At 45.9% G+C, this 20,431-nt stretch carries 18 protein-coding genes and 1 other RNA gene; 9 read left to right on the top strand and 10 right to left on the bottom strand.

Features of this window, described 5'->3' with window-relative positions:
* Nucleotides 1-31 precede the first annotated feature (31 nt).
* The 6 genes from rpsG to hisG form a co-directional block, all read right to left on the bottom strand.
* Nucleotides 32-499 (bottom strand): 30S ribosomal protein S7, encoded by a 468-nt coding sequence (gene rpsG / locus IEX60_RS19320; RefSeq protein ID WP_188753058.1) that lies wholly within the window; start codon nucleotides 497-499, stop codon nucleotides 32-34.
* Nucleotides 500-518: 19 nt separating this feature from the next.
* Nucleotides 519-926, bottom strand: coding sequence for a 30S ribosomal protein S12 (rpsL, locus tag IEX60_RS19315; RefSeq protein ID WP_188753057.1), 408 nt, complete (start codon nucleotides 924-926; stop codon nucleotides 519-521).
* Between the two features lie 97 nt (nucleotides 927-1,023).
* A complete protein-coding gene (locus IEX60_RS19310) occupies nucleotides 1,024-1,719 on the bottom strand; it encodes a hypothetical protein (protein WP_188753056.1) in 696 nt (231 codons plus the stop codon).
* Nucleotides 1,720-1,945: 226 nt separating this feature from the next.
* Nucleotides 1,946-2,312, bottom strand: a transfer-messenger RNA (tmRNA) gene (gene ssrA / locus IEX60_RS19305).
* 62 nt (nucleotides 2,313-2,374) lie between these two features.
* Nucleotides 2,375-3,661 carry a histidinol dehydrogenase gene (gene hisD, locus IEX60_RS19300; protein ID WP_188753055.1) on the bottom strand — a complete coding sequence of 429 codons (1,287 nt, stop codon included), beginning with the start codon at nucleotides 3,659-3,661 and terminating at the stop codon, nucleotides 2,375-2,377.
* Nucleotides 3,662-3,668: 7 nt separating this feature from the next.
* On the bottom strand, nucleotides 3,669-4,520 hold the full coding sequence (gene hisG / locus IEX60_RS19295; RefSeq protein WP_188753054.1) for an ATP phosphoribosyltransferase: 852 nt from the start codon (nucleotides 4,518-4,520) through the stop codon (nucleotides 3,669-3,671).
* A gap of 283 nt (nucleotides 4,521-4,803) precedes the next feature.
* On the opposite strand from hisG, the gene IEX60_RS19290 reads away from it, so the two are divergent.
* From IEX60_RS19290 to IEX60_RS19260, 7 genes are all read left to right on the top strand, one after another.
* Nucleotides 4,804-7,260: a glycoside hydrolase family 31 protein gene (locus tag IEX60_RS19290; protein ID WP_188753053.1), complete on the top strand. Its 2,457-nt coding sequence runs from the start codon at nucleotides 4,804-4,806 to the stop codon at nucleotides 7,258-7,260.
* 50 nt (nucleotides 7,261-7,310) lie between these two features.
* Nucleotides 7,311-9,233, top strand: a complete 1,923-nt coding sequence (gene glgB / locus IEX60_RS19285; RefSeq protein WP_188753052.1) for a 1,4-alpha-glucan branching protein GlgB — start codon at nucleotides 7,311-7,313, stop codon at nucleotides 9,231-9,233.
* Nucleotides 9,223-10,656, top strand: coding sequence for a glycogen synthase (locus IEX60_RS19280; RefSeq protein WP_188753051.1), 1,434 nt, complete (start codon nucleotides 9,223-9,225; stop codon nucleotides 10,654-10,656). The genes glgB and IEX60_RS19280 overlap by 11 nt, the downstream gene beginning before the upstream one ends.
* A 6-nt stretch (nucleotides 10,657-10,662) precedes the next feature.
* Nucleotides 10,663-11,931, top strand: coding sequence for a glucose-1-phosphate adenylyltransferase (locus IEX60_RS19275; protein WP_188753129.1), 1,269 nt, complete (start codon nucleotides 10,663-10,665; stop codon nucleotides 11,929-11,931).
* A gap of 56 nt (nucleotides 11,932-11,987) precedes the next feature.
* Entirely contained in the window at nucleotides 11,988-13,349 is a 1,362-nt protein-coding gene (mnmE, locus tag IEX60_RS19270; RefSeq protein WP_188753050.1) for a tRNA uridine-5-carboxymethylaminomethyl(34) synthesis GTPase MnmE, read from the top strand.
* Between the two features lie 143 nt (nucleotides 13,350-13,492).
* Entirely contained in the window at nucleotides 13,493-14,248 is a 756-nt protein-coding gene (locus IEX60_RS19265; RefSeq protein WP_229717655.1) for a hypothetical protein, read from the top strand.
* A gap of 37 nt (nucleotides 14,249-14,285) precedes the next feature.
* A complete protein-coding gene (locus IEX60_RS19260) occupies nucleotides 14,286-14,966 on the top strand; it encodes a metallophosphatase domain-containing protein (protein WP_188753048.1) in 681 nt (226 codons plus the stop codon).
* 17 nt (nucleotides 14,967-14,983) lie between these two features.
* Here the strand turns inward: IEX60_RS19260 and IEX60_RS19255 are convergent, their stop codons facing one another.
* From IEX60_RS19255 to IEX60_RS19240, 4 genes are read right to left on the bottom strand one after another with little or no spacing between them, the layout of a single operon-like run.
* Nucleotides 14,984-16,717: a HEPN domain-containing protein gene (locus IEX60_RS19255; protein WP_188753047.1), complete on the bottom strand. Its 1,734-nt coding sequence runs from the start codon at nucleotides 16,715-16,717 to the stop codon at nucleotides 14,984-14,986.
* A 3-nt stretch (nucleotides 16,718-16,720) separates the two neighbouring features.
* Nucleotides 16,721-17,992 (bottom strand): hypothetical protein, encoded by a 1,272-nt coding sequence (locus IEX60_RS19250; protein ID WP_188753046.1) that lies wholly within the window; start codon nucleotides 17,990-17,992, stop codon nucleotides 16,721-16,723.
* Nucleotides 17,993-17,999: 7 nt separating this feature from the next.
* On the bottom strand, nucleotides 18,000-18,656 hold the full coding sequence (locus IEX60_RS19245) for a GIN domain-containing protein (protein ID WP_188753045.1): 657 nt from the start codon (nucleotides 18,654-18,656) through the stop codon (nucleotides 18,000-18,002).
* 11 nt (nucleotides 18,657-18,667) lie between these two features.
* Nucleotides 18,668-19,135 (bottom strand): hypothetical protein, encoded by a 468-nt coding sequence (locus tag IEX60_RS19240; RefSeq protein ID WP_188753044.1) that lies wholly within the window; start codon nucleotides 19,133-19,135, stop codon nucleotides 18,668-18,670.
* 173 nt (nucleotides 19,136-19,308) lie between these two features.
* Between IEX60_RS19240 and IEX60_RS19235 the strand changes: the two genes are divergently transcribed.
* Both IEX60_RS19235 and IEX60_RS19230 read left to right on the top strand, forming a co-directional pair.
* Nucleotides 19,309-19,734, top strand: a complete 426-nt coding sequence (locus IEX60_RS19235) for a helix-turn-helix transcriptional regulator (protein WP_188753043.1) — start codon at nucleotides 19,309-19,311, stop codon at nucleotides 19,732-19,734.
* A 238-nt stretch (nucleotides 19,735-19,972) separates the two neighbouring features.
* Nucleotides 19,973-20,161: a helix-turn-helix transcriptional regulator gene (locus IEX60_RS19230; RefSeq protein WP_188753042.1), complete on the top strand. Its 189-nt coding sequence runs from the start codon at nucleotides 19,973-19,975 to the stop codon at nucleotides 20,159-20,161.
* The last annotated feature ends 270 nt before the right edge of the window (nucleotides 20,162-20,431 follow it).

The following is a 20,431-nucleotide window of genomic DNA, read 5'->3' as shown; positions in this document are numbered from 1 at the left end:
GGTGTGGTTTCATTGGGTTATCTTGCGAAATTTAGAACCTGAAATGCGAGAATGCCTTGTTGGCCTCCGCCATGCGGTGCGTATCTTCTTTCTTCTTTACAGCTGCACCTTCGCCTTTGGAAGCGGAAATGATTTCAGCAGCCAGCTTCTCATACATGGTTTTTTCACCACGTTTGCGCGCAAAGCTGATCAGCCATTTCATGCCCAGCGAAACCTTACGCTCGGGGCGGACTTCCGTAGGTACTTGGAAGTTGGCTCCCCCTACACGACGGGATTTTACTTCGACAGAAGGCATCACATTGTTGAGTGCTTTCTTCCAGGTATCCAAACCATTTTCGCTGGTCCGTTTTTCGACCAGGTCCATCGATTTGTAGAATATGGTATAAGCAAGTGATTTCTTGCCGTCAATCATCATGTTATTGACAAAACGCGTTACCTGAACATCATTAAACTTCGGATCAGGTAAAATGATTCTTTTCTTTGGTTTTGACTTTCTCATCTTATTATCCTCCGTTTAATTATTTTTTGCCTTTTGTCGGAGCAGCCGGCTGTCCGGGTTTCGGACGTTTGGTTCCGTATTTAGAACGGCGTTGGTTACGTCCGGCAACACCCGACGTATCCAACGCACCACGAATGATGTGGTAACGCACACCGGGAAGGTCTTTTACCCGACCACCGCGGATTAATACAATGGAGTGTTCTTGCAAATTGTGGCCTTCGCCAGGGATGTATGCGTTCACCTCTTTTCCGTTGGTAAGGCGCACACGGGCCACTTTACGCATTGCTGAGTTTGGTTTTTTAGGGGTAGTGGTGTACACGCGTGTGCACACGCCTCTTCGCTGTGGACAGCTGTCCAACGCTGGGGACTTACTCTTATCCTCCAGAGCTACTCTACCTTTTCTAACTAATTGTTGAATAGTAGGCATTTACAATTTTAAATTTTACTTTTGTCCTAAATGTATTTTAAGGACGGCAAAGGTAGAGATATTATTTTTGATTATCAAGGGGTTTGCTAGATCTTTCCTATGTTTTTTCGAGAATTATTTCGATATCGGAGTAATATAATGTGGTTTTGCCCTCATAACCGGAATCTGTACCGATGATAATCCATAGAACACCTTGGTGGTCGGTGGTCGCTGAAAATTCGCCGGTTCGCTCAATAAGCGTATATACATAGTCATCCGTGCCGTTGGAAACATCTCCAATTACTTTCATGTCAGTTCCATCGGTGCAGCACTGTTGGATTTTATCAATATTCATCCGATAGAAATTATCCTCGTCCGGAGCGGATAGGGGCTGATCAACGGTAAGGCCTATACCTAAACCTACCGACTCGCCAGGAGCTCCGCCGGCTCCTACACCGCCGCTCTTGGCATCAGACGCGATCTGAAGTGTGAATTTCCCTTTATAAGTGACGTTGGGTTCAAGACCCTGTACCCGTTTGGTGAGGTACATGAAAAGGTCGTCACTGCGGTTCATGCCCGAAATCCGGTAAGCCATCTTGGTTTCATCCAATGGGGGTGGCAACGGTGCGATTCCTTCCGCTAATTCGTAGCTTTCCGCATTTTCGCCGCTGTATTCGGAAAATCCGGCTTGCCAACCGTCTTTACCGTCCGAAAAGTCCGAGTATAGGGTCATGGATTGATCGGACCCTTCGTCTTTCTCGCAAGCTGTAAAAAACAACAAACAGGTCACCGTGTTAAAAAGCAACCGTCGCATAATCGTCCTCCTCTTTATCAGTTTAACAATTGCTGTCCTTAGAAAGGAACGGACAGCCTAAGGGGATTGTTTCGGAAAAAATGTATTTTTTGTAAGGAGTCGGAGGGATTGTTCGCGTCGCTCGTGCCACATACGAAGGCTCCTCAGAGAATAGTTCGAACCCTCTCATCGGGTTCTCGTCCCTCCCTTAAAAAATAAAAAAGGCCCTTTGTAAGGGGCCCTGATACTGTGGAGTCGGAGGGATTCGAACCCTCGTCCAGACATGGTACAATATACGCTTTCTACATGCTTAGCTTCCGTTTCATTGTCGGGAAAGGGAAGGCCGGTCGCTCGCCTATACCGTTTTCCTTAGTTGCTGTTTCTCGCCGATCCGTCGCAACGCCGGATCAGCCAGTTCCGTGATCGATGCCCCGGATGCTACACTACGAAACCAAGCGTGAGCGGGACAAAAGCTGAGCTAATTCTAAATTAGGCAGCTAAGGCGTAGTTATTTTCGCCATTTATAAGTCTGAAAGTTGAGATTAAAGCGCCATACTTCCAACGCGCTGCATGCTTACATAATCGTCTCCATCCTGTCAATTCCGGTCGACCCCATGTTATGAAATAGCTTACAAAGATACGGAATTTTACCATTCATGTCAAGATTCGCTGCCTGTTAATGTAATCGTACAGACACCGCATTTTTATGCGCTTGTAAACCTTCTAACTCAGCTAGAATTTCCACGGTAGGGCCGATATTTCGCAATCCTTCAGCAGTGAGGTGCTGAAATGTGATTTTTTTAACAAAAGCATCCACCGAGACACCTGAGTACGAGCGGGCATAGCCGCTGGTAGGCAAGGTATGGTTGGTGCCGGAAGCATAATCCCCCACACTTTCAGGTGTCAGATGTCCCACGAATACCGATCCGGCGTTGCTGACCTTCCGCAATAGTGGCACCCAGTTGTCCGTTTCAATAATCAGATGCTCAGGGGCATACTGATTACTGAAGGCTATGGCTTCCTCAAGATTCGCGCAGAGTATGGCATATGAGTTCGCAAGGGCTTTTTCCGCTACCGCCGCCCGGGGCAGCAAGGCAAGTTGTGTTTTCAAAGTCACCTGTACCTTGTCAATTAGTTGCTCGTTTGTGCTCACCAATATCGCTTGGCTATCTGCACCATGCTCCGCTTGCGCAAGCAGATCAGCGGCCACATACTCCGGATTGGCCGAGTCGTCTGCAATGACTAGCACTTCCGAAGGGCCCGCAGGCATATCAATACTCACATTGGTCAACCCTTGTAGCAGGCTTTTGGCTTTGGTGACGTATTGGTTGCCGGGCCCGAAAATTTTGTCTACCCTAGGCACACTTTCGGTACCGTAAGCCATCGCAGCCACCGCTTGGGCACCACCTACCAGGTAAATCCGATCGATCTTTAGCAGTTGCAGGCAATAGGCGATATAGCCGTTTATCTTGCCGTCCGCCTGCGGGGGCGAACAAACCACAATTTCCTTGCAGCCTGCGATGCGAGCGGGTACACCAAGCATAAGCAGCGTGCTGGGCAAAACCGCTGACCCACCGGGAATGTATAATCCTACTTTTTCGATTGGACGGGGCTCTCTCCAGCATTTGACACCGGGCATCGTCTCGATGGAGCGTTCCTTGCGTAATTGGGTTTCGTGGAACCGGTAGATGTTGGCAAAGGCTATTTCCAGGGCACGCTGTTGTTCCCTGCCTATAGTTGAGGCTAAAGAAGCGATTTCGTTGGCTTCCAGATAAAGCCGGGTCAACTGTACCCCATCAAATTTTTCTGCATATTTCTTAAGTGCGGCATCCCCATTTGTTTTTACATCTCCGATGATCTCCATCACCAATTGCTCTATGCCGCGTGACGGGTCGGTATTGCGTGCCAAAAGCCGTTCGAAGTCGGTTTCTTGCAGTGTGGAATAGCGGTAGGTCTGTAACATGGCGTCCTTACATGATAATCTTCTCTACGGGCATCACGACAATCCCTTGGGCACCCGCAGCCTTCAGTTTATTGATTTTTTCCCAGAAATCCTGCTCAGATATGACGGTGTGTACGGCAACCCAGTTTTCTTCTGCGAGGGGCACGATGGTAGGGCTTTTAACACCCGGCAACAGCGAAATAATCTCGTCCAGGTTATCGCGTTCGACGTTCAGTACGACGTATTTCGTTTCTGCGGCCCGGAGAACGGACTGGATGCGCTGCATCAATTCCCGGACCACCGGATTGCTATCAATGCCGTTCTTGCTGATTAATATGGCTTCCGATGTCATGACATCGGCAAAGGGTACCAGCCCGTTGCTGCGCAGCGTTCCGCCTGTGGAGACAATGTCAAAAATGGCATGGCTCAGTTCCAGGGCAGGCGAAATTTCGACCGAACCTGAAATCATCCGGATATCAGCAGTAATCTTGTTTTCGGTCAGGAATTTCTGAAGAATAGTAGGATAGGAAGTAGCAATGGCTTTGCCGTTCAAATCAGACAGTTCGCGGATGTCACTACGACTGGGTACTGCGATTTTCAGACTGCATCGGCCAAACCCAAGCCGTTGTAAATAGCGTACCTCGGCTTCGGTTTCCGCAATTACGTTCTCGCCGACAATGCCTAAGTCGGCAATTCCATCCTGTACATATTCGGGAATGTCGTCATCCCGTAAGAAAAGGATTTCCAACGGGAAATTGGATACGGTGGTGATTAGCGAGCTTTTATAATTTTCAAAGTTAAGTCCGCAGTTTTTAAGCAGTTGTACCGACTTTTCATTGAGCCTGCCGGATTTTTGGATGGCTATTTTTAGATTTTTCAAGGAGTTTAATTATAATTATTAATAAAGACTAACATTCGGGATTCTTTGCTTCACGTAGAAACATACAGGTTATCATTCGCCGCAGGGGCGATGATGGAAATGTACGTGATGGAAGAAAGCACTCATGTTTACTATTAATAATCGCATGGTGGAATAATTCGGCAAATATAAAAGGTAAGTGCCGGGAAACAAAAAATATTGGAAATTAATTTATGTATTGATAAATTGTATTAATTCAACAAAAAATGTACTTTGGCTAAATCAAAAAAGGAAGAGACAATTTATGGCGAAGGATTTGACCAAACAACAAGAAGCAGATAATAACAGTACGCAGGTACTCGAAGAAGGTATACAGCATGTCAATAATCCGGTATTGGATCTGCCGGAAATCGTGAAGAACTATTTAGGGCCCGTAGCGGGATACCATCAGGAAAATAATAACTATTACTTTAACGATGGCAGCGCAAGCGTGGAGATAAAGGTGGTCAGCGATGAGATTATACGGGTACGTTTGGCGCCTAAGGGGCAATTTTTAGAGGACTTTTCCTATGCAGTGCCCCAATCCGACCAACACGTTGCCGTCTATAATTTTGAAGAAGACCAACAGGCATATCGCGTAAAGACCAACACCGTTACCTGTGTTATTAATAAGGCAGATTTTTTGGTTTCCTTTACCGATCGCGAAGGGAAGGAGTACAGTAAAGACTATGCGCCCATGCATTGGGAAGAAAATCCCGATTTCGGCGGATATTACGTGTATTCCACCAAGTCGGCAATGGCCAACGAAGCATTTTACGGGTTGGGAGACAAACCTACTCATCTGAATCTCCGTGGAAAGCGGTTTGTTAATTGGAATTCCGATACGTATTCCTTCCAGTTTCATCAGGATCCGTTATATCGCAGTATCCCTTTTTATATTGGCTTGCATGGGGGAGATGCCTATGGTATTTTCTTTGATAACACATTCAAGACTTATTTTGATTTTGCTGCAGAAGCGCATGATCAAACCAGCTTTTGGTCGGAAGGTGGCGAGTTGCAATACTATTATATACATGGGCCGCACATGATGGATGTGGTGAAGCGTTACCACACCTTAACCGGTACGCATTACCTGCCGCCCCTTTGGGCATTGGGATTCCACCAATGCCGATGGAGTTACTATCCTGAAAGCAAGGTGAAAGACTTGGCAAGGAACTTCCGTGAACGTCAGATTCCATGCGATGCCATTTACCTGGATATTGATTACATGGACGGTTACCGGTGCTTTACGTGGAATAAAAAGTATTTTCCTGACCCCAAGAAAATGATCAAGGAGCTGGCAGACGATGGTTTTCGTACCGTAGTAATTATAGATCCGGGGATAAAAGTTGACGAAAACTACTGGGTATTCCGGGAGGGGAAGAAAAATCGCTATTTCTGCCGTAGGGGCGACGACTATTTTATGGAAGGGTATGTGTGGCCGGGTCGTTGCCAATTTCCCGATTTCACGAACGAAGAGGTACGTGAATGGTGGGGAGGGCTATTCAAAGGGTTGGTGGAAGCTGGCGTCGCGGGGGTGTGGAATGACATGAATGAACCTGCTGTATTTGGCAGGGGTACATTCCCCAACGATGTGCGCCACAATTTCGATGGTTACCGTGGGTCGCACCGCAAAGCGCACAACGTCTATGGCATGCAGATGGTCCGCGCTACATATGAAGGATTGAAGAAACTGTTTCAGAAAAAACGCCCATTTACCATTACCCGTGCTGCATACGCCGGCACGCAGCGCTATGCATCGGTATGGACGGGCGATAACGTAGCTACCTGGGAACACCTACGCCTCGGTGCGTTGCAGCTCCAGCGGCTATCAATGTCTGGCATGCCTTTCTGCGGTACGGATATCGGAGGCTTCAGCGGCGAGCCGGATGCTGAATTATTCACCCGCTGGATCCAGTTTGGCGTATTTTCTCCCTTTATGCGCGCGCACTCCGCAGGCGATACCGCCGAACGCGAACCGTGGAGCTTTGGGAAAGAATATGAAGCACTCAATCGCAAATTCATCGAGCTACGATATAAGCTGTTGCCTTACATCTACTCCGTATTTTGGGAACATACTAAATACGGCTTCCCCATCCTCCGGCCAATAACCATGGTTGAACAGTGTTTGGATAGCAATATTCAACGGGAAGAAGAATTTTGCTTCGGAGATAAAATACTGGTATCGCCGGTGTTACATCCCGGACAGCAAAGCAAAATGGTGTACCTGCCTGCGGGGGAGTGGTATGATTACTGGGATGACCGCTTATTGAAGGGAGGACAAGAACATGAAGTGGTTACACTGATCGATAAAATGCCGATATTTATCAAAGCCGGAACTGTGCTGCCAGAATACCCCGTTATGCAGTACGTCAACGAAAAGAAAATAGACTCACTTAAGTTGGTGGTGTATCACACCTCAAAGGAAGCTAATTCCTACCTTTACGAAGACCATGGTGATACCTTTGCATACGAGCAACAAATCTATCTGGAGAAGAAATTCGTCGTAAAAGGAACTGCCAATGGCTTGAACATCAATCAGTATGAAGAGGGATTGCATTCGGAAAAATACGATACGTACGATCTGCACCTTGTCGCCCTGCCTTTCAAAGTGAAGGAGGTAAAAGTAGACGATACGCCAGTTTCCGCTGAATCAGATGCCAAGGGAAGGTATATACTGAAAGTACCAAAGGATTTCCGGAACATACAGATCAGCGGGTAGTTGGCCGGATCTGTGGATGCCATTGTTGACCAATTATAAATTAAATTGTTATGAAGGGTTCGGTAGAAGTCTATTCGTTATTCACGGATTTTGATGTAAGCCTCTTCCAAGCGGGCAGGCATTTCAAACTATATGAGAAGTTTGGATCGCATACCTTCCTTCGGAACGGCAATGGAGGAACCTACTTCGCGGTGTGGGCTCCTAATGCCGAATCCGTTTCAGTCGTTGGCAATTTCAACGGTTGGAATCCGTACTCCCATACCTTATACGTCCGATGGGATGGATCGGGTATATGGGAAGGATATATCGCCGGTGTGGGCGTGGGCGAACTTTATAAATACCACATCCGTTCTTATCAGGGCGAAGTACTCGAAAAAGGCGATCCGTTTGCGCTGCAATGGGAACGTGCTCCAAGAACCGCTTCCATCGTCTCCACGACCTGGTATGAATGGGCCGACGACGAATGGATGCGTGCACGGCATGAGTACAATGCACTTAATAAACCCCTTTCGGTTTATGAAATGCACGTAGGCTCCTGGATACGTGATCCGGATAACCCCCAGCAATTGTTAACTTACCGGGATATTGCGGGGCGTTTGGTTGAATACATAAAAGAAACCGGCTTTACCCATGTGGAACTGCTTCCGATTATGGAGCATCCCTATTACCCGTCGTGGGGATATCAGATTACAGGATATTTTGCCGCGTCATCGCGTTACGGTTCTCCCCAAGATCTGATGTACCTGATCGAACAATTACACCTGAATGGCATAGGGGTATTGCTGGATTGGGTGCCATCGCACTTTCCGGGGGATGCACACGGCCTGTTCCGGTTTGATGGAACTCACCTATATGAACATGCCGATCCCCGACAAGGTTATCATCCCGATTGGAGTTCCTACATCTTCAATTACGGACGGAATGAGGTCCGGTCCTTCCTTATCAGCAATGCATTGTTTTGGCTGGAGAGATATCATGCAGACGGCCTTCGGGTAGATGCTGTGGCTTCCATGCTTTACCTGGATTATTCGCGCAACGAAGGGGAGTGGGTACCGAACGAATACGGTGGCCGTGAAAATTTGCAGGCAATTGGCTTCCTTAAGGAATTAAACGAGGCGGTTTACAGTCATTTTCCCGATGTGCAAACCATTGCTGAGGAATCTACTTCATGGCCGGGAGTGAGCCGCCCGACGTTCAGCGGCGGACTGGGGTTTGGGATGAAATGGATGATGGGATGGATGCACGACACGTTACAATACTTCAGTCGTGATCCGCTGTATCGGCAGCATCACCATGGGCAGCTTACATTCAGTATGCTGTACGCATTCCACGAGAACTTTATGTTGCCGCTGTCGCACGACGAAGTGGTGCACGGAAAGGGATCAATGGTTCATAAAATGCCGGGTGACGAATGGCAGCGGTTTGCAAACCTGCGGTCGCTCTATTTATATATGTACACACATCCCGGTACGAAACTGCTATTCATGGGATGTGAATTCGGGCAAACCGCCGAGTGGGACTATAATAAGTCGCTGGACTGGCATCTGATGCAATACGCACCACACCACGGAATGTTTACGTTTATTAAAGCACTTAACCACCTGTACCGGAACGAACCGGCGCTTTATGAACACAGCTTTAGTCCGGAGGGCTTTGAATGGATAGAAGAAGGAGATGCTTCCAATTCCGTGGTGGCTTACGCAAGAAAAGGGATAGACGCTGGGAATGATCTATTAATTATCTTAAATTTAACACCCATAGTACGTTATTTTTACCGATGCGGAGTACCTTCACCGGGTGAGTGGGAGGTTTTGCTCAATTCGGACGATGGTGATTATTTTGGTAGCGGCGTCGAGCAGCAGACGGTACAGGCCGAACCAGTCCGCTGGATGAATAAAGACTGGTCGGCTCAATTTACGTTGCCCCCGCTGGCAGGCCTAGTGTTAAAAAAAAGGAAACGCAATGCCGAATGAACCGAAACATATCATACATTTAAGCGCAGAATGCTACCCGGTAGCCAAAGTGGGAGGGCTTGGCGATGTCTTGGGAGCACTACCGAAGTATCTTCAGCAAGCAGGTTTGCGTACTTGGGTGGTCATGCCTTGGTACAATAGACCCTTTGTGCAATCGCATGAATTCGAACGGGTTTATGCCGGAAATTTCCATCAGGGATCAAGGCCTTTGGAGGTGGAAGTGTACCGGGAAAAGGAAGATACCCTGGGATTTGGATTATATCTGGTCAAAATACCGGGATTGGTCGATCGCGAGGAACCCTATGGGTATACGGACGAAAGTGAACAATTCATGGCGTTCCAGCACGGGTTTCTGCATTGGATCACCGAAGCGGATATTGTACCTGATGTGATACATTGCCACGATCATCACACGGGGCTCATTCCCTTTCTGATGTATCATTGCGACCGTTTTGCAGGCTTAAAGAACGTGCCAACGGTGGGTACTGTACACAATGGGCAATACCAGGGGTGGATGGATTGGAATAAGGCGATCCTATTACCTCCGTTTGATACATGGAAGTGGGGGCTATTGGACTGGGACCGGGTCATTAATCCGTTGGGGGCATTGATTAAATGCTGCACCAGGTTTACAGCAGTATCTACGGGTTATCTCGACGAATTGATCCTACAGGCTAACGGTTTGGAACGGCTGTTTGCAATGGAACGGGCCAAAGGCGTGGGCATTGTCAACGGAATTGACACAACGGTGTGGAATCCTGCCCAGGATACGATGCTACCTCACCACTACCGGGTGTCCAACGTACAGTCCGGAAAGCGCAAAAACAAGGAGTTTTTGTGTGACGCCTATGGCTTAGACCCCCAAAAGCCATTGTTTGCATACATCGGTCGGTTTGCCGGTGAGAAAGGTGCCGATCTTTTGCCGGATATTATTGAAAACTTATTGGGCGATGCGACTGTTGATTTAAATATAATGGTTCTTGGCTCGGGGGACCCGCAGGTTCAGGCGAGCATTGCCTATCTTGCCGAAAAGTATCCGGGGAAATTGGGTGCCTATATCGGCTACCAAGAGGAATTGTCCCATCGCATTTATGCCGCGGCAGATTTCCTGCTGATGCCATCCAGGGTGGAGCCCTGCGGGCTTAATCAGCTTTATTCGATGCGTTACGGTACCATTCCGATTGTCCGGAGTACAGGTGGCCTCAGAGATACCGTGATCGACATCGCCGAACAAAAAGGGTACGGCATCACATTTCTCAACGCATATGTTGCGGATGCGGTTGAAGCCGTCCACCGTGCGCTATCCTTGTATCACGATAAACAACGGATGCAACAACTTCGAAAGCATGTCATGAAGCTCGATTTTTCGTGGGATAAATCGGCAATCAAATACATGGAACTTTATCAAAATATAACCCAATAAATTATGATTAAGCACAACGTGATTTCGGTCGTATTAGGAGGGGGTAAGGGCACACGCCTTTATCCGTTGACACACAAACGTTCTAAACCGGCAGTACCCATTGCCGGCAAGTATCGGCTCGTGGATATTCCGATTTCGAACTGTCTCAATTCGGGTTACAACCGGATCTATGTATTGACGCAGTACAATTCCGCTTCCCTGAATTCCCATATCAAGAATACCTATAACTTCAGCGTGTTCAGCAAGGGCTTTGTCGATATCCTTGCCGCTGAGCAAACCGCAGAAGGTGAAAGATGGTATCAGGGGACCGCCGATGCCGTACGGCATATGCAACGGTACCTGGCACACCACGACTACGACCATCTGCTCATCCTTTCGGGCGACCAGCTTTACCAGATCGATTTTCAGGAAATGATAGAACAGCACATTACTACCGGTGCGGATATATCCATCGCCACCATTCCTGTAAATGCGAAGGATGCGACTTCGTTCGGCATACTGAAATCGGACGACGAGGCAAACATCACCGCCTTTACTGAAAAACCGTCTTCAGACCGCCTTGCGGGATGGGAATCGGAAGTGAGCGATGAAATGAAAGCAGAAGGACGGGTATACTTGGCATCCATGGGGATCTATGTATTCAACAAAGGTGTGTTGTCGAAGATGCTCGAAGAGCACAAGGGAATGGATTTCGGTAAGGAGCTGATTCCCGATTCCATCGGTAAGTATAAGGTGCATAGTTATGAGTACCACGGGTATTGGACCGATATCGGAACAATCGATTCGTTTTTCGAAGCCAATATCGGTCTCACGGACGATATCCCCAAGTTCAACCTCTTCGATAAACATACCATTTTCACCCGCGGACGTATGTTGCCCCCCTCAAAGGTTTCGGGTACAATATTGGATAAGGTCGTCCTCGCCGACGGATGCATCGTGGCAGCGGAGCGCATCGAGCGGTCCATCATCGGTATCCGTTCTCGTGTCGGTCAGGGTACCGTCATCAAGAGTACCTATATGATGGGATGCGATTTTTACCAGACACTTGAGGAAATTGCACAGATCAAGGAGGAGGGTGGAATATTAGTAGGAGTAGGGGAAGACTGCTACATTGAGAATGCAATCCTAGACAAAAATTGCAGCATCGGGAACAATGTGCGGATCAAGGGCGGTGCACACCTGGAAGACGGGGATTTCGAGACGCATTCAATTTATGACGGAGTCATTATTGTTAAGAAACGAGCGATAATACCGCCGGGTACGGAAATCGGTTAATGTCTTATGAGGCATACATGAATGAATATTTCCCCGGATTTATCTAAGTTTGCCGCATGGCAAGTAACGATACCATTGTAGCATTGGCTACCGCTACCGGAAGCGGCGCCATTGCTGTCATCCGTCTTTCCGGTCCGGAGTCAATACCCATTGTCAACCGGATTTTCAAGGGAAAGAATTTGGCGGAGCAGGCCTCACATACAGTGCATTTCGGCACTATAAGGAATGGTGACGAGGTGTTGGATGAGGTATTGGTTTCGTTATTTATTGCCCCGCATTCCTACACCCGAGAGGACGTAGTAGAAATCTCCACTCACAATTCGCGCTATATCATCGAGCGGATCATCGAGTTGCTGATCCATAACGGTGCGCGCGCAGCTCGCCCCGGTGAGTTTACGCTACGGGCGTTCCTCAATGGGCAGATGGACCTTTCCCAAGCAGAGGCAGTAGCTGATCTGATCGCTTCCACTTCGGCTGCATCGCACCGGGTGGCTATGCAGCAGATGCGCGGTGGTTTTTCGGATGTGCTGAAACAGCTTCGCGAGCAGCTGATTCAGTTTGCATCGTTGATCGAGCTTGAACTCGATTTTTCGGAGGAAGATGTTGAATTTGCCAACCGTTCTCAGCTTGAAGCACTCATCTTGGAGATAAACGGTGTTATCCGGAAGCTTATCGCCTCGTTTGAACAGGGTAATGTATTGAAAAACGGTGTTCCCGTGGTGATAGCCGGCCGGCCCAATGTCGGTAAATCCACGCTGCTCAATACACTGCTCAACGAGGAACGGGCTATCGTTTCCGACATCGCAGGTACCACGCGCGATACCATTGAAGATGAAATAAATATCCATGGCGTTGCATTCCGCTTCATCGACACGGCAGGTATCCGGGATACTCTCGACATCATCGAGGCCAAAGGCGTGGAACGTACACGCGAGAAGATGCGGCAGGCACGCCTGATCGTATACCTTGCCGACCCGCAGCAGGATGATCTGGAAGAAATAAAGAGCCAGATCGCCGAAGTAGCCCAGTTGGATGTGCCGTACGTAACGGTGGTGAACAAGATGGATTTACTGAAACCGGAACACATAGATGCACTTCGTGTCATTGCCCCGTTGTTTATATCCGCCAAAAACAATGTGGGAGTTGAAGAATTGAAGCAGGAACTGCTGCATAAGGTAAATCTGCATAACCTCGATGCGGGCGACGTTTTGGTAAGCAATGTGAGACATGTGGAAGCATTGCGCAAAACGGAAGATGCATTGCAGCGGGTACTTCAGGGAATTAATGGTTCCGTTACGTCTGATTTCCTGGCACTGGATATCCGCCAGGCACTGCACCACCTTGGTGAGATCACCGGATCGGTGTCTACCGATGACTTGTTAGATAATATCTTCTCGAAATTCTGTATCGGAAAGTAGGTTCGGATAATCATCAATCGAAATCCATAAGATATAGGGATTAATGTTTTAAAAATCAATTTATTATATAAGTAGTGAGCGACAGCAATAATTATCGGCGTAGTGAGAAAATCGTCAGGGAGCTCGAAAAGAAATACGGACTCATGGAAGTGATCGATAGCAAACAATCGAAGCAGAGAGCTTCGACGAAGGACGAAATTGAAATGATACTCCGTACCGGAAGCGCCTCAATGAAAATGCTGTTACAGGAAAAAGTGGCTGCGGCCATCGAATCATCAAAGGACATGAACGATTTTATTGGCACGCTGCGTACGGATGGCATCGACTTATTATTCAATCAAGCCCGTACCGGGTGGGTTTCCGGCATTACCTATTTTATGGACGGATTTATGGTAACAGGTCGATCATTGGGGCAACAATTTAAATGGAGCGCATTAATAAAGGAGATATGCTATGAGCAAGCTCAACATGGCGAGGCAATTAACCAAGCAAACAGCCGAACAAAAGCAAAATACGGAGAAAGAGCAACGGGAAGAACCGCTGACCATCGACAAGGCATTGGCGGAACTGTTCACCAGGATACTGGAAAATCAAAAGGTGTTGAACCGATTTCAGCACGACATAGCGAACGTCATCAACAAGCGACTTCCAAATTCAGGAGGGGTGGATCAGCGGCTGGCGAAGATGGAGGAGACACTTTTGGAGATTACCCGCGCAATACCGGAATACAGCAAACAACAACGGAAAACGAGAAATCTTTTGATGGCGATATTTTTCCTGAGCACGATTCCGTTTTTCACACTGGTGGCAGCACTTGGTTTGATGGCTTGGCTATCGAGATAACGCCCGATGAAGATGACGAGCGGCTCAAGCGAAAGAAGCGGGGATTAGGACGTTAAACAGCCTATTTATGCGTATATTTGCCATATCCTAACAATGAAGATTACCATCATTTCCGATACCCACGGCCAGCACCGGTCACTGAAATTGCCAAAAGGCGATATGCTCATCCACGCTGGTGACGTAAGCAAGCGGGGGCATCCAGTTGAGATCGAAGATTTTTTGGATTGGTTCAGCAAGCAGAAATTCACATTCAAAGTATTCATCGCTGGCAACCACGATTTCTTTTTCGAGCAGGCGCACCCACGGATTATCGAGCAGATGATACCCAAAGGCGTTGTTTATCTAAATGATTCCAGTTGTGAAATCGAAGGACTGAAGCTATGGGGGTCGCCCATCACCCCGTGGTTCAACAATTGGGCATTCAACCGGGAGCGGGGAGCGGAGATTAAACCGCATTGGGATCTGATACCCATAGACACCGATATCCTCATTACCCACGGGCCGCCTTTTGGCATTTTGGATGAGACCGTTTATAGCAAACGAACAGGCTGTGAGGAATTATTGCTTAAAGTTTATCAAGTGAAACCCAAGCTCCATGTTTTTGGGCATATCCATGAGGATTACGGGCAGTACACAAAAGGTGATACCACTTTCGTGAACGCCAGCGTGCTGGATGACCGTTACCAATTGATGCATCAGCCAGTGCTACTAAATCTGGAAAGGAAAGCCAAAATACACCACAAAATGTCTGTAAAAGAAAAATCGATTCAGTGACATTCGTATTTTCTCTATCATAAGATGTTGCAATCACCCCGGACTAAGTTACTACAATGCTTCAAAAATCGTTGGCACTTAGATTCATATCGACGGGCTTCATCCCAATCAAAGGCTGCCCATCCAAGATACCTCGTATTATTTACCGATTTTGTCAATTCCTCAAAAAGTTCTTTGTCTTCATTTGTGGTCCTCGGAAAAATGTCATTTGGAAATGTCCAGAAACTGGAACATAAACTGTATAAATGTTTGAGATTGTGATTGTATGGTTTATAGCCGTAGAAATACTCCAATAATCCCAAGCATGCTTGTTCGATGGCCTGGTTATATAGAAATACCCTAATACTTACTTCATCGGAATTATCAATTCCACAACCTCCGTTATAGAAACCGCTGGCATTATCTTCTCGAACAAACCATTTTGTCCGCGCTTTATCTTGCTCTTCTTCCGTACGGATGCCGTTCTGCTCATGGAAATTCCAATCCGGTGTGTGATGTTCCTTACAAAAGAGCGGCTCGGTATATCGCAAAGCCTGATGAAAGAATGGATTATTTTTATTTAGCTGCTTTTGTATCTGCTCTTTTGTAAACGAAAGTAAGAGTATAGATACTCCATCCGTTTGATTGATGGATGCTTGAGCATTGCCAACCTGTTCTCGGATGTCGTTTTCACTGACAATAAGAAGGTCGAAATAGAAATCGCAAACGCCATCATCTACCTGTTCATTGATCCCTTCCATCACAAATGATCTTGTACGTCGCCCAAACAGGTAAATTCCACAAAGGTCGTCAAGCGTCTCCTTTAAGCTATCTGTAATATACTTCAATTTTACATTAGCAACATGTTCTGTAACGGAAGAATCCGTTGGGTTAGCATCCGCTTCAATAACCTCATTTAATGAATCTTCTTGACTTTCCGACACCATTGTCTCTCGGGAGTTGTCTGTAAAAGAATGGTGTTTGAAATCCGTTATGGATTGCTGAAACAACGTATCCGTAAGTTCCATAAAGGTTTCCATCCTATTTTCCAATTGAAGCAGGGTGTCCATATCGGCGTCAAAATCGTCTTCGTAGCGTGCCGCCCGATATACATCTTCCAAAAAACGAAGAAGGGTTTCATCTTCGGGCTTGCCTTCTTTGAATATTGTTGCCAATGAGGGAGCCATCCGGACAAGATAGCGTTGGTGGGACCGGATTGAATGTGTCGCGCGTTCCTTTCCCATGACCATAATCTCCATGCAGCGATACCTCAATTCAAATACCTGATGCAGCATAAATCCCGCATGCGACAGCGAATTCCGTTCCTTGAAATAGTAGTATCCCTCTTTAAATTCATTTATCTTATGGTTTTCCCGATCAAACAATTCGTTGACCGACGCCAACGTGCTTTCCTGGGAATGCCCTTCCGGGTACAGGTCAAAGGTTGACGCCGGATTTTGATAGACCAGTTTATCTGGATGGCAGGTCATGTGCAAGTACAGGTTACCGTCGATTAGCTTACTTTTGACCTGAAAAGCAACCAGTGTGACATGATGGAATTTCGGAAAGTCCTTCAAGGACATTTTAATCTGCGGATCCAGCTCACCAACCGATTTGTGTTCCTTGTTCGACAGCAGAATGACCAACTCATAGAAAGGAACGTCAACAGCATAATAGGTATTCAGGAATATCCGGTCGATATGGTATTTACTCGCCAAAATCAAAATAATCTTATCCAAATCAGTCTGATCGTTTTTGTCTATAATTTCCATAACTTAAAGATTTTTAGTGCTATTTTCGATTTTCTTCTCGCTTGTCACTTCTTCTTCGCTGGATACACCCGGATAGATGATCCCATCCGGTTTTGTTCGCCGCTTGCAAAGGTCTAACACAATTAAGGTCAGTATATCCAAGGTTTTAAGCAGGCGATCCCGGGTCTTAAAGTTTTCTTCGCCCAAACAGGTTGTATCCTTTGCGTCCAAATAGCGAATCATTCTACTTTCGACGGAGTACATTTCATCATGCACCTCCACGCCGTAATACAATTTTGACAGGGTCTTGGCCAATTTCTCTCTTTCCTTAAAACTTAGACTTTTAGGGCGCCAGTACTCCATGTCCTTTTCTGGTATTGGACATCGCAGAAAATTGAAACTATTCGGATCCAGCCAGTCTTCCGGAAAATAGTCCGTTTGTAATAGCAACCATCCGGTTTGTAGCAACCAACGTAAATGAAATCGCAAATCGTCGGTCTTCATGGTGAGGCCTTTACGTTGATGAGAACAACCGGCATACAACTCTAAAATATCCTGCCGCAGAACATCATAATTTATCTCATATAAGACGGTGTCAATTAATTCAAGTGGGCTCGCATCCCTATAGGATTCATAAGGCGTGTTGAAAAAATCTTCGTACAAATGCCTGTTCGGTGGAGGATAGTCGATTTCAGCCCAGTGGTAGCCTATGATACAGGCCTCATGGAGTGCCAGCAATCTTTCATACGTTTCCAATGGCGCATTGTCTACCTGCCAATCGAACAAAGTTTCGTCACCTTCCAGGCAGGATTTCCAGTCCTCCAGTAGGTTTAGCCAGGAAGACAAGTCCATTTCGGCAAAGAAATTCTCGAAGGCTATCGTAAAGTTTTGGGCTTCCTCTCGGGTAAGTTTTGCGAACGGCTCCCTAAAATGTGCAAGGTGATGATTCAGCTTTTGATCCTCCCTTGGCCGGTATTTTTCCAGACAACGATATGGGTTAGGCAACCATTTAATGTCAATCCAATCTTCCTTATATCCCAATCGCTTTTTGTGATGCAAAAAGTAGTGACTGCCTTTCACCATCAATACGATATTTGCCAGTGTATCTGACAATCGTTGTTTTTCATGATCTTCTTTTTTACGCTTCGATGTGATTGCTACAAGCAACTGCCATAATTTTTCATTGAAAGACTCGAAGCTATCGTACCGAAAGGATTCAAATATCCCACCTTTCAATAGATACCAAGGTGTTTCATATTCATCTTCCGGATTTGTTAAATATGCGTTATCCATCATTCAATTTTTATTGGTTAATACTGGATTCGTTTGAAACTTGGTTGATCAGAGGCTTAATCGAACAACCTTCATCAATATGAAGCAACCGCATTCCCGGATTTCCTTTATAGCGCAATTTGCTTTTGCTGAATAAGTTTGCTTCCAGCTCTTCCTCGGCCCAAACTGTCGCTTGGCTGTTACCGTGTAAATGGACGTGAACTTCCGACGCATTGAGTTCGCTGCCAACGTATATGCCATGTTGGTGAACCATTATACGGGACACGAGCGAATTACCGCGTATTTTTGCCGATCCTCCTTTAATGACCGTAATATCGGTTGCGATCGCATTTATGTTTAAAACGATTTGTCCGTTTTCAACAATGGCACTCAGTTTTTCCACCTGAAATTCGTTTTTGGTTGTAACGTATGCTTTATCGATAACATGAATGCCGTTTAGGTCTGTGCATGTAACCCGTATTTTGGGGTAGCTATCGTTTAACAATAAGAAGCCATAATGCATGGGCTTGGTTTGGATGATTAGTTCTCCATTATCCACATGGTAATCAATCCACTCGGCGATGTCGTCCGGCTCATCCACATAGATGGCACACGAAGTACCTTGAAGCAAAGAGACCTCGCACCGGGTAAGGATGCGGATGGCACGAAAAGAAGTCAAATTGTTCATAGTTTCTCACATTAATATTTTTCAAGCTCAGAAATATCACCCGGCCGTCTATTTTTTTCAAACCAACGTTTGAACCAATGCTGCATATACATATGATTATTTTTCCAAAACAGCTTCTTGTCCTCGTGATCCATACCATCTATGGTTTCGTATATTTTTCGCTCAGCCTTTAGTTCATCAAACATCTTCTTGATCTGATTTTTAGTATACAGAGGCTGGCCGTATTTGCAAGCGAGAAAAAACTTCTTTGCAGTTTTCCGTTGCTTAATTGTAGCTGAGTTATGATGGGAATAACTTAACATCCACATAAAATCGTTTAACAGTTTTTCTACCTTTACATCCAGTAAGGCACACAACATTCTGAGATTTGATGGAATATCCAATTTTACCTCTCTAACTTTACTGGAATACATTTCATCGATTTCAGCATACTTGTGATACATGTCTACGGTGATAATCTTGGCTTTTTTCTTTTTCATGCCTTGTCGTATTTTGGTTATACATTCAAAGGTCAAGAACCACAAAAGCATATTCAAACCTATTGACCGCATAAATTATCCCGCAAACGGCATATCTTATTCGTGAAATATTCCGTATTTTCGGCGGTGGTAGCCATTTAGTCCGCTACTTTTGTCGCATCATTTTTATCATTATGGAAAGAACACAACAAGTACACGAAGGACGAAATATCAAGCGGTTCAGGGAAATGCTGGGCATGAAGCAGGAAACCCTTGCTTATGAATTGGGAGCAGACTGGACACAAAAGAAAATATCCCAACTGGAAGCCAAGGAAAAAATCGAAGACGATATACTGGAGCAGGTGGCAAAAATTTTGAAAGTAAGCCCAGAGGCTATCCAACGATTTGATGAAGAGAATGCTTTAAATATTATTTCCAATACCTTCACCAGCCACGACACGTCAACCCTTAACGCTATCAACCATAATTGTACATTCAACCCCCTCGACAAGCTTGTCGAAGCTTATGAAGAAAACAAAAAGCTCTACGAGCGACTTATTGAAGCTGAAAAGGAAAAGGTTGCTTATTTAGAGCGATTGATGTCAGCAAACAAAGAATAAAGCGATATCTATTGAGACAATTTGTTTTGTAATTGTCTCTCATCGAAATATATAAACCATCCTAAATGGATTCCCGTTCCGGTTTCCCGTATTTTCTAATACGCTTCGTTGATTAATTTTGATTGACGCGGTGGCGGTTATTTATGCTGCGTTATAGGCCAGATTAATTGTATCTCACAAAATGAGATGATAACCGGATTTTTGCGTATCTTGTGAGACAATTTCAATAAGCTGAACAATGAACCGAATCAAAGAGGTCTTGCAGGAAAAAGGTATCACGCAAACATGGTTGGCGGATCAATTGGGTAAAAGTTATAACATGGTGAATGCATATGTGCAGAATCGGCAGCAGCCGAGGTTGGAGGTGCTATTTGAGATTGCGCGGATTTTGGGGGTGGATGTGAGAGAATTGTTGAAAGTTGAGTGACGTGACTATTGTGAATATGGAGCAAGTGCTAAAAGGAAGCCAGATTTCGAAAGAATACTCAGATTTTAACTTTTGGGTCTTTGATTATTATTGTGAAAGAAATTACATAGGCGAGTCCGGTTGTCTTGCGATCGATGAATACGATTATATTGAATCTGGTTTTAATGGCGTATTTTTCCCTGAGATTTATGTGATACTCCCCAAATACTGGACAACTGCATAAATGTTTAAATTAGCAGTTGAGAATGAAGAAATCAAGAAGAAAGTTTA

Source organism: Parapedobacter defluvii (assembly GCF_014642075.1).
Lineage (GTDB): Bacteria > Bacteroidota > Bacteroidia > Sphingobacteriales > Sphingobacteriaceae > Parapedobacter > Parapedobacter defluvii.
This window is presented reverse-complemented; position numbering and strand designations above follow the sequence as displayed.